General features: G+C 37.4%; 12 protein-coding genes and 3 pseudogenes. 3 read left to right on the top strand and 12 right to left on the bottom strand.

All coding sequences use genetic code 11. The features are described 5' to 3' along the window. Positions 1 to 145: 145 nt before the first annotated feature. Positions 146 to 730, top strand: a pseudogene (gene cas1 / locus ACFE90_RS06170) (CRISPR-associated endonuclease Cas1); the annotation flags it as partial. Positions 731 to 829: 99 nt separating this feature from the next. Here cas1 and ACFE90_RS06165 read toward each other — a convergent pair. Together ACFE90_RS06165 and ACFE90_RS06160 are read right to left on the bottom strand one after the other, a co-directional pair. After that, positions 830 to 988 carry a hypothetical protein gene (locus ACFE90_RS06165; protein ID WP_375498711.1) on the bottom strand — a complete coding sequence of 53 codons (159 nt, stop codon included), beginning with the start codon at positions 986 to 988 and terminating at the stop codon, positions 830 to 832. A 269-nt stretch (positions 989 to 1257) separates the two neighbouring features. Then, positions 1258 to 2658: an amidase gene (locus ACFE90_RS06160; RefSeq protein WP_375498709.1), complete on the bottom strand. Its 1401-nt coding sequence runs from the start codon at positions 2656 to 2658 to the stop codon at positions 1258 to 1260. A gap of 608 nt (positions 2659 to 3266) precedes the next feature. On the opposite strand from ACFE90_RS06160, the gene ACFE90_RS06155 reads away from it, so the two are divergent. Beyond that, positions 3267 to 3389 (top strand): hypothetical protein, encoded by a 123-nt coding sequence (locus ACFE90_RS06155; protein WP_375498707.1) that lies wholly within the window; start codon positions 3267 to 3269, stop codon positions 3387 to 3389. Positions 3390 to 3511: 122 nt separating this feature from the next. Here the strand turns inward: ACFE90_RS06155 and ACFE90_RS06150 are convergent, their stop codons facing one another. Next, the gene (locus ACFE90_RS06150; RefSeq protein WP_375498705.1) at positions 3512 to 4537 is read right to left on the bottom strand and encodes a P-loop NTPase; all 1026 of its coding nucleotides are present in this window, start codon (positions 4535 to 4537) and stop codon (positions 3512 to 3514) included. Positions 4538 to 4656: 119 nt separating this feature from the next. Between ACFE90_RS06150 and ACFE90_RS06145 the strand changes: the two are divergent. After that, positions 4657 to 5169: pseudogene (locus tag ACFE90_RS06145) on the top strand (2'-5' RNA ligase family protein). A 296-nt stretch (positions 5170 to 5465) separates the two neighbouring features. On the opposite strand, the gene ACFE90_RS06140 reads toward ACFE90_RS06145, so the two are convergent. The 9 genes and pseudogenes from ACFE90_RS06140 to ACFE90_RS06100 all read right to left on the bottom strand — a co-directional run. Further along, positions 5466 to 5540, bottom strand: coding sequence for a DUF4058 family protein (locus ACFE90_RS06140; RefSeq protein WP_375498773.1), 75 nt, complete (start codon positions 5538 to 5540; stop codon positions 5466 to 5468). 22 nt (positions 5541 to 5562) lie between these two features. Next, the gene (locus ACFE90_RS06135; protein WP_375498703.1) at positions 5563 to 6522 is read right to left on the bottom strand and encodes a HEAT repeat domain-containing protein; all 960 of its coding nucleotides are present in this window, start codon (positions 6520 to 6522) and stop codon (positions 5563 to 5565) included. A gap of 36 nt (positions 6523 to 6558) precedes the next feature. Continuing rightward, positions 6559 to 6786, bottom strand: a complete 228-nt coding sequence (locus ACFE90_RS06130; RefSeq protein ID WP_375498701.1) for a ferredoxin family protein — start codon at positions 6784 to 6786, stop codon at positions 6559 to 6561. 33 nt (positions 6787 to 6819) lie between these two features. Further along, positions 6820 to 7230: a VOC family protein gene (locus ACFE90_RS06125; protein ID WP_375498699.1), complete on the bottom strand. Its 411-nt coding sequence runs from the start codon at positions 7228 to 7230 to the stop codon at positions 6820 to 6822. Positions 7231 to 7242: 12 nt separating this feature from the next. Beyond that, entirely contained in the window at positions 7243 to 7713 is a 471-nt protein-coding gene (locus ACFE90_RS06120; protein WP_375498697.1) for a GNAT family N-acetyltransferase, read from the bottom strand. 24 nt (positions 7714 to 7737) lie between these two features. After that, positions 7738 to 8520, bottom strand: a complete 783-nt coding sequence (locus ACFE90_RS06115) for a class I SAM-dependent methyltransferase (protein ID WP_375498695.1) — start codon at positions 8518 to 8520, stop codon at positions 7738 to 7740. Positions 8521 to 8592: 72 nt separating this feature from the next. Next, the gene (locus ACFE90_RS06110) at positions 8593 to 9075 is read right to left on the bottom strand and encodes an HAD family hydrolase (RefSeq protein ID WP_375498693.1); all 483 of its coding nucleotides are present in this window, start codon (positions 9073 to 9075) and stop codon (positions 8593 to 8595) included. 221 nt (positions 9076 to 9296) lie between these two features. Beyond that, positions 9297 to 10019: an HAD family hydrolase gene (locus tag ACFE90_RS06105; protein ID WP_375498691.1), complete on the bottom strand. Its 723-nt coding sequence runs from the start codon at positions 10017 to 10019 to the stop codon at positions 9297 to 9299. A 2-nt stretch (positions 10020 to 10021) separates the two neighbouring features. Next, positions 10022 to 11227, bottom strand: a pseudogene (locus tag ACFE90_RS06100) (fumarate reductase/succinate dehydrogenase flavoprotein subunit); the annotation flags it as partial. Between the last annotated feature and the right edge of the window lie 55 nt (positions 11228 to 11282).

The raw sequence follows: 11282 nt of genomic DNA, 5'->3' as shown, positions 1-11282 counted from the left end.
ATTCCGCCGATTTAAGAAGAAGGAAATTAGCGATCCTACCAATGCTCGACCAGATTACCAGGAGTTGCTCACAGACACTCAATTTATCGTCTGGGTAGATTCAGGTATAGATGCAGAATCCCCAACTTAAGCTGTTCTTAAACAAGTTCATAATGCTAAATCTTTGGAATCTCTTTTAGGGCTAGAAGGAAATTTAGCAGCGCTGTATTTTGGTGCTTTACCCTGTTTGATTTCACCAGAAGTCTTAAAATAACTGCGCTTTAGCGATCGAAATCGCCGCCCACCCAAAAATAAGTTCAATCCACTGCTGAGTTTTGGCTATGCACTTTTACTCAAGGATGTAATAAACAGTATTCTAGTTGTTGGTTTAGAAGCTGCTTTAGGTTTTTACCATCAACCGCAATGCTTAAGGCGGGCTGCGCCTACGCAAGCTGCACCGTTAGCACTGGATTTGCTTGAAATTTTCCGCGTGCCTTTGGTAGATATGACAGTAATGGCTTCAGTCAATCAAGGTCAATGGGATGTTTTGGCAGATTTTAAAATTCGTGGGACGCAAGTCTGGTTAAGTGAAGTTGGTCGGCGCAAATTTGTAGAACTGTATGAAAATTGTAAACAAGAAACTTGGAAACATCCAGTTATACCAATTCGCAATTCGCAATACTCGCCAAAAGCGAGAAGCAAGCTACACAATGACGCTCGCGGACTCGCTAACGCAATTGAGAAACGTTAGATGCAGCAAGGCAATCCCTGCTTACATTTGTTGCCTTATTTTAGAGAATTGGTATAACGCACCATTGAAAATTAAAAACTACTTTATCTAATGTATTGTTTATTCGTATAAACAGGTATAGCGATCGCCAAATTCAGATTCCTCGTTTTCGTCGTTAGCCTGTGAATTTGTAATTACTTGACAATCTAGTTGAGATAATTCCTCAATCAGATTTCTAGAGAGATAATTTATTGAAACATCAATAGGGTTTTTAAACATTCATGTCGTAAAGGTTTATATCTGATATGTAAACATCAACCACCTCGTATTTGCAAAACTTCCAATTTAGGAAAATTTGTTACGATAGGTGTAATATCACCTAATTCCAGGTAGGAACTCATAAATGGATGTATTTTTGCATTTCCGATAAATAAATATTTAAGATTAGCTAACTTATCATGGACGTATTCATCCCGTTTCCATCGGCGTTGAACCCTAGTAAATTGGCAGAGGTATTGAATTACACATTGGAAACTACGTTGTTCGCCTCAATCACTTGCTCCTAACGGCATGATGAAAGGAAAAACACTTTCATAAGCTTTAGCTGCTTGCAATACCAGTAAATCTTTATATTTTGCAGCGACAATTTGTATACCAACAGGCAAACCGTTTTTGGTGAAGCCACAAGGTAAAGATGCAGCAGGTTGTTGTGTAAGGTTGAAAGGATATGTAAAAGGTGTCCAATCTCGGTGCTGATGATCAATAGATGATTGAGGCCGATTTTGTCCAACAGGAAAAGCAACTATCGGTAAGGTGGGAGTAAGTAATAAGTCATAGCTTTGATGAAATATTTGCATTTGACGTCCCAATGCTTCACGGGCATCTTGGGCGCTGAGATATTCTACTAAGGTGAGGCGATCGCCTTCTTTGGCTGTAGCTTGCAAACCTTCTTCAATTACAGCTTGTTGTTCTGGACTAAAGCCACGCAATAACTTAGCTGCACCAGCTTGCCAAAAGGTTTGAAAAATAGGGCGAGGATTCACAAAACCTGGATCGACTTCTTCGACAATCGCACCGAGTTTAACAAAGACATCAACTGCGGCTTTAACTAAAGCAGCTACTTCTGCATCAACCTCAGCATAGCCAAAGTTGTGACTGTAAGCAATTCTCAATCCGGCTACACCCTTGTCTAAATCAGAAGTATAGTCTTGTTTGTCATCTGGTAAAGCATACCAATCACGCACATCAGAATGGGCGATGACATTTAATGTGAGTGCGGCATCAGTGACGGTGCGAACCAAAACGCCAATATGAAACAATGATCCAGTATGGGCTGATGGGTAGCCAGAAACACGTCCAAAAGTCGGTTTTAAACCAAACACACCTGTTAACGCCGCCGGTGTTCTTGACGATCCACCACCATCTGTACCGAGATGCAGTGTTCCCATGCCCAATGCAGCAGCAACAGCAGCACCACCGCTACTTCCTCCGGGAGTCAAATCTGTATTCCAAGGATTGCGGGTGATACCAGTCAGTGGACTGTCGGTGACACCCTTCCAACCAAATTCAGAGGTTGTGGTTTTTCCTAATAAAACTGCTCCTTGTTCCCGCAGACGAGCCACCGCAGGTGCATTTTCTTCCCAAGGTTGATGGGAGATTGTCGCTTTACTCCCTCGGCGCGTTGGTAAACCCTTGGTTAATAGTAAATCCTTGACGGTAAAAGGTATACCATCCACTAAACCACGGGGATTTCCATTTAGCCAACGCACTTCTGAGGCTTGGGCTTCAGCCAGAGCAGTGTTTTCATCTATGATCGCAAAGGCGTTAACTGAGCTATTGTAAGTATTGATCCGTTCTAGGGCAGCTTTGGTTGCGGCAACTGGTGATAACTGGTGATCGCGATATAGCGATAACAGTTGAGAAGCAGAAAAATCAGCAATGTCTGACATATTTCGGTTTGAATAGATTTATTGAAACTACGGCTTAGTTAAGGAGTTTGGAGAAGGTTGCTAATTGTCAGATGTCACAACAGCGATCGCAAAACCGTCATAGCCTTTGCTACCCACAGTCTGGATTGCTGTGGCACTCACAGGCGTTTCAGCACTGAGCAATTCGTGAAAACGACGCACTCCCTAGCATTTAATACAGTATTAGGAGGCACAAGCAAATCAGTGATGTAACGATCAACTTCTGTCCATTGCTTATGAGTCATGTTTTATTTTTTGTAAGTAACTTTAAAATATCTTCTTTGGCGGCATGATAAATGAAGAAATACAGTCTTTAGCTTGCTTCTAGAGAATGATGTATGGTAGGTTCCTACTTAGATTAACTACGGTAATTTTATCAAACTACCGTAGTTTACCTTATAACTCAATCACCAAAATCAGGGAATTAATTAAAAGCTGAATACAGGTAAAAATAAATTTTCCCATGCAAATCCAAACTGTTGGTATTTTAAGTCCAGGTGACATGGGGCAGGCGATGTCTGACGACAAGCTGCTAGCCTGCGGCAACGCTTTGCGAACGCGTCTACGCATCTGTTCTCAATCAAAATGGATTGAAGACCATTGCCGCCCTAGATGATCGCAGTCAACGAACTCGGCAATTAGCCGCCGCAGGCAACATCCAAGATGTAGGTTCTCTCACAGAACTGGTAATTGAATCTGATGTAGTGCTATAAGTTCTAGTCCCCGCCGCAACAGAAGCAGCAAGGCAAGTAGCTGAGGTTATAGGCAATGTGAGGAAACAAATTCTGTACATTGATTGCAATGCAGTTGCACCCCAAAAAGTAAAATACTAAGCTTAGTCAAGCCGCGTTGACTCATCGTGTAGCATAAAAGTACTATTTAATGAAATAGCTATTTGTGTAAAAACCTCCCTTGCTGGTGAAGTGTATTCACTCATTACAATCGGATTTCCAGTATCACTACCGCTACAAATGCGGGGATCAATGGGAATTTGTCCCAACAAAGGCGCAAGTAATTCTGCCGCCAGTTGTTCGCCGCCACCGCTACCGAAAATCGGTGTGCGTAAACCACAATCACCGCAAATTAAATAACTCATATTTTCAATGATACCAAGGACGGGAACACCCACTTGGCGAAACATATATATATTACGTCGTACATCTGCAACAGCCACTTGTTGAGGAGTTGTCACTAAAATGACTCCACAAATTGGGCTTTCTTGGATAATTGTAATTTGAGCATCACCTGTACCTGGAGGTAAATCTATCAATAAATAATCTAATTCACCCCATTCCACATCTTGCAAAAATTGCGTGATAATTTTATGCAATACAGGCCCCCGCCATGCCAAAGGACGATTTGCTTCTGCAAGTAAACCCACTGAAATTATTTTTATTCCCTGAACTTCTAAAGGTAAAAACTTATCACCTGTGGGAGTATTAATCACTTGAATATCAGCTTTTCCTAAACCCAACATCTGGGGAACATTGGGGCCATAAACATCAGCATCTAATAATCCTACTTTTGCACCTTGTAATTTTAAAGCTGCGGCTATATTAACGGCTGTTGTAGATTTGCCCACACCACCTTTACCACTAGAAATTGCAAGAGTTGTTTTAACACCGGGAATTGTACAAATTTGAATATAAGTTTTTTTACACCAAGATATAAATGACAATTTAGATTGAATTTCTGGCTGTAATTGGTGCTGATGAGAACCAATATATAAACGTAAGTAAATATAGTCATCAACTATGCGTAAGTTTCGTACCATTCCTAAACTAAGGATGTCATTATTTAAGGTAGGTTCGATAACCTGTTTGAGTAATTGGACGACTTCTTGCTGATGGGCTGTAGTCATATCTTCTGGATGTTAAAAGGGAATTCCTGTACCTCTACTTCGCGTAGCCTCTGTCTTCGACACGCTATGCGAAGTAGAGAAGTTGAAATTTGCTGTATAACCTTTAATAATTTATCAATATGTCTTACGCAATCGTACATTACCCCAATATTAACACAAAGAATATCAATCAAATAAGGCAGAAATATGATCCACAAGTTTATTTAATAGAACCACATATTACACTTGTATTTCCCATAATCGAGTCTATTAATGAAAACAATCTCATTATTCATATTGATAATATCTTGAGTAAGTGGAAAACATTTCCTATTTGTCTCAAAGGATTGCAACAATCATGGGATGAATATCTGTTTTTAATGGTTAAAGAAGGAAAGGTAGATATGATATAATTACACAATGAATTATATACAGGTATATTAGCTAAATATTACGTAAATAATTTACCATTTATTCCCCATTTAACGTTAGGAAGATTTACAAAAAATCTAGCTCAATTTTTGCAGGTTTTAGAAGAAGCACAGCAATTAAATTTAAATTATCGTTGTTTTGTCGATAAAGTCCACCTAATAAATATTGCTGATGATCACAGGTTAATAATTTGGAGTAAAGAATTTGTATTGCGAAATTAGCAAATCTTTAATCGGGTTGGCATTACTCTGACTTTTCACGGGAAGTCTTCAAGCCCCGAAAAAACGTGACTTTTCCACAGCCTAATTGTCAATAGCTTTAAGTTAATGAAAATAGCTAACGGAAAAATCAGGGCTTGGAAAACCCTCAAAATGGCCTTTTCCACATGCCGTGAAAAGTCAGGGCATTACTGAGTTACCAAGAATGATCGCTTCGATTTAGAACCTCTGCAAAACTCCTCTCACCCAAGCTTCTTCTTTGGGCGATGCCTGCGGCTGGCTACGCCTACGCACTGTCTTTAAAGGTTGTGAACTTGATAGCAAAGTTCAGGCTGTTCCAAATACGGGTTCATTCCAGGAAATGGATTTTTCATTGCCCTTTCCCTTAGTTATTTACTACTCAATCGAGACTATTCTATCTCTTTGAATCTTTTGAATTGCCCGTTGCGCTTGGATGGACACTTCTTTGTCAGGATCATCTAAAGCTTGTTGCAGTGGGTTAATAACATCAGGATGAGCTAAATTACCAAGTGCGATCGCAGCTTCTTTTCGGACATCTGCATATTCATCTGTTAATGCTTGAATTAATCTCGGCATAACTTGAATATCTGGGATTTTTTGCAAAGCTTGTGCTACTGATTTGCGTACTTGCCAATGCTCATCATTTAAAGCTATTTCTAATGCTGAAATTGCTTGCTGATTTTCATGAATAGCCAGAGATTTGGCTGCATTACGGCGAACTTGCCAGTCACTATCATTTGTAAGTGCTTGAGCAAGTATTGTAATTACTTGTGTATCTTGTAAATGTTCTAAAGTTAAAGCAGCAGCACGACGTACATTTGCTTCCTCATCAAAGATTAAATTTAAAGCTTGCGGACATTTTTCTAGTTGATTGATATATCGCAGTGTCGTAACGGCTACTTCTCTTAATTCAGGATTTTTTGATTCTAAAAATGGTAAAATGTCGGGTAAAGATTGAATATCATGTATCTTCCGCAAAAGCACCAAAATATTTAATTGAATATTTACATCATTACTTTGGAGTTTATTTAGTAAAAGTAACAATTCGTCTTGTGTAACTAACTCGTTTAATGCTGATGCGGCTTCAGCGCGAATATTTGTATCTGCTGAACCGAGGCATTCAATTAAAGCAGGAATTGCCACAGGATCGGCAATTTCCCAAAGGGCAGCGATCGCTATTTTTTGTACGGCGATACTTTCATCTTTCAAAGTGATAATTAAAGCATCTATTGTTTCTTCATCGCCTAAATGTTGTAAGGTTTTGACAGCTACTAAGCGGTCATTTACATCAGGCGATCGCAGCATTTCTAGCCAATTTTTGAGGTCATCATTCATTATCTTACCACAGAGTCACAAAGGATAAAAGAAAAACTATCGCAATAAAAAGGGAATTTGTACTGTAATTGCATTGGTGGGACATTCTTTTTCACAAGGGAGACAAAACCAGCACTCATCATATTTCATATATGCTTTCCCTGTTTCTGGATTTTTTGCTAATACATCAAGGGGACAAATTTCAATACAAGCTGTGCATTTTTCTAAACACTTTGATTCGTCAACGATGACAGGAACATCTATTCTTTGTGTGATTAAAGCCATACATTTATTACTCCCTAATTCAATTAATAAACTTTAAATGAAAAATTCTAACCCTTCCCACGGAGATGCTTTAGCACTTTTTATTCTGGTTTTTAAATCAGAAGCATGAATTTCCAGTTTATGATCATTCGGATCAAGGAAATATAAAGAAGCTCCTTCGCTTTTATTTTCTTGCCAAATTTTTGATCCTGATTGCTGAATGCGTTGGCTAAGAATAGGAAAATCTTCAATAGAAACAGTCAGACCAATATGGGTATATTCAGGTATAGGACTTTCTCGAACCTTCTGGTCTAAAATTAATGCTAACCAAATATCACCAACCGAAAGATAAGCACCTTTCATCCATTTTGCTAGTAAGCGAAAATCTAGCACATTGGTATAAAAATTAATAGATTCCTCTAAGTCTCTGACAGATAAAGTAATGTGGTTAATTCCAGTAATCATTTTTGAAATTATTTACTCTCGAGGTTGCAATTTTTTATAAAATGTCACCGACTGTTTGATATTCGTATAACCAATTTTTTCATAAAACGAGTGAGCCTCTTGACGTTTAATATTAGAACGTACCAGAACACCCTCACATCCAGCCAGAGAAGCCCACTGTTCAATTTGCTGCATCAAAAAACGTCCAATTCCACTATGACGATAATCTTTATCTACAACTAATCCCAAAAGAATTGCTGGAGTCGAAATAACTATTGAGTCACAAATATGAGCGTGCGCCCAACCAATTACATATTCATCTTCTAGAGTAGCAACATACACAATATAAGCATCGTTATTTTTAATTTTAGTAAGGCGCTGTTCTATTTGTTGATTTGTCACAGAATATTCAAGTTGTTCGCAAAGACTAGCAATTCTCTCTACATCTTTAATATCAGCTTGTCTAATTTTAATTTTCTCACCTACAGTAACTTTTTTTGTCATAATTTAATTTTAAATTACAATTATTTACTTATCCACCATTGCACGGATAAAACGATAGCCTATATCAATCTCTGTCAAATTGTGAATATCGCCATATTTTTTCGTCCATTCCCCACTACTTAAATCTGCTGTAAGTAACTGTACTCCTTGCTCAATTAAATCTTGATTTGCTAATGCAAAAGATGATATTCCCGCACGTACTTCTGTTTGAAGATATAACTCTGGTCGCCTCCAGGCTGCTGCTGCAAATAAATCAGATAAATCGTATGGTAACAAAAGGGGTATGGCTTCAACACGCCTTTTAGTATTTCTCTGAATTAAGTTTATCTGTTCATTAAGTGGTAAAAATCGTAAGGCATCTTCCCACAAAAACGGAAAATAATCATAAAGCCATATTTTCTTAGCTAATCTAATATCAAAACTTAGTAAAACTATTGTCCCATCTCTAATAATTCGTTGCATTTCTTGAAACGCTTTTTCGAGATGAGTAAAGTGATGAATTGCTAAGATACTTACAACGCCATCAACAGACTTATCTGGTAAAGGTAAATTTTCTGCATAGCCAGTGAACCACTTAACTTGCGGATATTCTAATGCTTGTTTTTGCATTACCAAAGAAGGTTCAATAGCATTAACAAAAAATCCTTGATTAGCTAGCGCTAGGCTGTAACCACCAGTACCAGCCCCAATATCAGCAATAATGCTATTTTTGGGTAAATTGAGTAAATCAATTAATTTATTGACAATGCGGATATCAGGAACGCGCGTTTTGGAATATTGTTGACCAATTGAATTATAAATAGACATATTTATGATAAAACTCTTCAAAATAATTTAAACAAAACCATTTAAGCTTTAAATGAATAAATCAAAAGCCTGTTAGTTAACCAACTCCAGCAACTTTAAGAGTTCACTTATCATAAACTTTGGTTGCACTTCTTGTAGTAAATTTTGTTTTTTTCGGTTGTAATAGCAAAAATCCATTTTGACTTGTGTTGCTCCTACATAGTCGTGCTTTAGAGAATCTCCAACGTAAAGAACTTCTGCTGATGTTAAATTTAACCTAGATAAAGCATGATGGAATATCTCAGGAGATGGTTTAGCAAAACCAATTGCTTCAGAAACTACAACTGCTTCAAAAAAATGCTCAATTCCAGCAGCTTGCATTCTCGGTAGTTGTGCTGATACAAAACCGTTCGTAATTACAGCCAAACGATAATTGCGTGCGAGAACAGTTAGCATTTCATTTATATCAGGTTCCATTACAACAGAATGATTAAAAATATGCCAAAAACTTTGACTAAGATTGCTGATTTGATCTGTTTGTATATCTAATTGAGCAAGTGTACTTCGATAAGACATTTCGATTAGCTCACCAGGAGAAAAGATATCTCGCTGTCTCCAATACTTGGAATTCTAAGTTTCAAAGACTTGAAGAAAAACATTTTCACTTATTCCATTTAAATCTAAAGATATTGTACAAGCTTCCAAGGCGCCAAGAATAGCTTGACGTTCACATATTTCAAAATTTAACAGTGTATTATCGAGATCGAAAATTATAGCTTTATAACTCATTCAATTCTTTAATTCACGAAAATGCTTTCTTCCATAGTTGAAACTGTTCTAATTATTTTTAGTATTTCTCTGAAATCTGGACTATAAAGTTTATAATTTTTATCATTAGGCTTTCTAACTAAAATTGCTTGTATACCCGCCTGTAATGCCCCAGCGATATCAGCATTGTAGCTATCACCTATCATTATACATTCTGTTTTTTCAATCTTTAAATCATTGATGACATGAGTATAAAATTTGAGGCTGGGTTTTTCATGTCCAATTTTTCCAGACGTATATATTTCTTCAAAGTATTCTGTAATATTTAATTCGTTAATAATTTCGTGTAACTCAGGTATATGATTTGATAAAATTATATTTTTATAATTATTCTTGATTGTATATTGTAAAGTAGGAATTACATCATCATATAAATGCCATTTTTCAATATTCTTATATTCATTTTGGACTTGGAAAGCATATTTTATTGCCTGATTTCTATTTATCCCTACTCTCTCATATATTTCTGCAAAGTATTCATTCATGTATTCCCACCATGTTTTTTCATTAAACAATAAACTATGGGGAATTTCAGGCGAGTGCCAAGGAAAGCGATTCTTCAATAATGGTCGAATATCTTCTAAATCTATATTGTGGATTCCATTCAATATTAAAATTGAATGTAATGTTTCACTCCACATTCCTTGACGATAACCTAGTGTATTATCAAAATCCCAAAATAAATATTTCATTTTTATCTCGCTGCTATATCATAAATTTCATGATGTAAATTTACATTCACAATGTAAGGATCTACAGGACGCTTAAACAATATCATTTGTCCTGATTCATCTTTCTTTAAGTTGACATGACAAAACCACTCATCATCATTCTTTTCGGGGTAATCTAAGCGGTAATGATAAAGTCCCCAACGAGTTTCTTGACGATATAATGATGCTCTGGCTGCCATTTCTGCACAATCTCGAATAAAATGTACTTCTATGCAACGCATTAATTCATGGGGGTCACGAGCGCCCATTACATCTAATGTTTGTTGATATTGAACAAAATGTTTCAAACTAATATCAATTTTGTTACCTGTTTTTGGTGGTTGCAGATAATCATTCACTAAGCGTCTTAATTTATATTCGACTTGGGTATGAGGTACACCATTAGGACGAGTTAGAGGTGCATAAATCCTAGCTTTTTCTGTTTCTAAAAACTCTATATCTGGTTCTATAAAATCTAAATTTTGGATATATTCAATGGCATGAGTTCCGGCTATGCGACCAAAAACAAATGCTCCAATCATATAATTATGGGGAACGCTGGCCATGTCTCCGGCTGCATATAAACCTGGGATGGTTGTTTGAGCATTTTCATTTACCCACACACCAGAAGCACTATGACCGCTACATAAGCCTATTTCAGAAATGTGCATCTCTACGCCGTGGGTGCGGTAATCTTCATTTCTACCTTGATGAAAGCGTTCTCTACTCGGTCGTTCATTCGCCCAAAGTATGGATTCAATTTCTGCAATTGTATCTTCATCAAGATGGGTCATTTTCAATTGGACTGGCCCTTTTCCAGAATTTAATTCTTTCCAGATTTCCAACATCATTTGACCACTCCAATAGTCACAGCTAATGAAGCGATTTCCTTCGGCGTTAGCAGTATGTGCGCCAAAAGGCCCAGCAACATAGGCACAGGCGGGTCCGTTGTAATCTTTGATTAAAGGATTAACTTGAAAGCATTCAATATTACTAAGTTCTGCACCTGCATGATAAGCCATTGAATAGCCATCTCCAGCATTGGTAGGATTTTCATAAGTGCCGTAGAGATAACCGGAAGCAGGTAATCCTAATCTGCCACAAGCACCTGTACATAAAATGACTGCTTTCGCTTGAATGACAATATAATCACCGTTTCTGACATCAAATCCTACTGCACCAATAGCACGTCGGGAGCAACGCGATTTGGTGAGGTAGGATCAAAAACCAGCGATCGCTAACAAC

Source organism: uncultured Nostoc sp. (genome assembly GCF_964245445.1).
Taxonomy (GTDB): Bacteria; Cyanobacteriota; Cyanobacteriia; order Cyanobacteriales; family Nostocaceae; genus Nostoc.
This window is presented reverse-complemented; position numbering and strand designations above follow the sequence as displayed.

Bases quoted from the DNA above. Each gene is read 5' to 3' on its own strand.
- ACFE90_RS06165 (WP_375498711.1), bottom strand. From the start codon at position 988: ATGTTTAAAAACCCTATTGATGTTTCAATAAATTATCTCTCTAGAAAT.
- ACFE90_RS06160 (WP_375498709.1), bottom strand. From the start codon at position 2,658: ATGTCAGACATTGCTGATTTTTCTGCTTCTCAACTGTTATCGCTATAT.
- ACFE90_RS06150 (WP_375498705.1), bottom strand. From the start codon at position 4,537: ATGACTACAGCCCATCAGCAAGAAGTCGTCCAATTACTCAAACAGGTT.
- ACFE90_RS06135 (WP_375498703.1), bottom strand. From the start codon at position 6,522: ATGAATGATGACCTCAAAAATTGGCTAGAAATGCTGCGATCGCCTGAT.
- ACFE90_RS06130 (WP_375498701.1), bottom strand. From the start codon at position 6,786: ATGGCTTTAATCACACAAAGAATAGATGTTCCTGTCATCGTTGACGAA.
- ACFE90_RS06125 (WP_375498699.1), bottom strand. From the start codon at position 7,230: ATGATTACTGGAATTAACCACATTACTTTATCTGTCAGAGACTTAGAG.
- ACFE90_RS06120 (WP_375498697.1), bottom strand. From the start codon at position 7,713: ATGACAAAAAAAGTTACTGTAGGTGAGAAAATTAAAATTAGACAAGCT.
- ACFE90_RS06115 (WP_375498695.1), bottom strand. From the start codon at position 8,520: ATGTCTATTTATAATTCAATTGGTCAACAATATTCCAAAACGCGCGTT.
- ACFE90_RS06110 (WP_375498693.1), bottom strand. From the start codon at position 9,075: ATGTCTTATCGAAGTACACTTGCTCAATTAGATATACAAACAGATCAA.
- ACFE90_RS06105 (WP_375498691.1), bottom strand. From the start codon at position 10,019: ATGAAATATTTATTTTGGGATTTTGATAATACACTAGGTTATCGTCAA.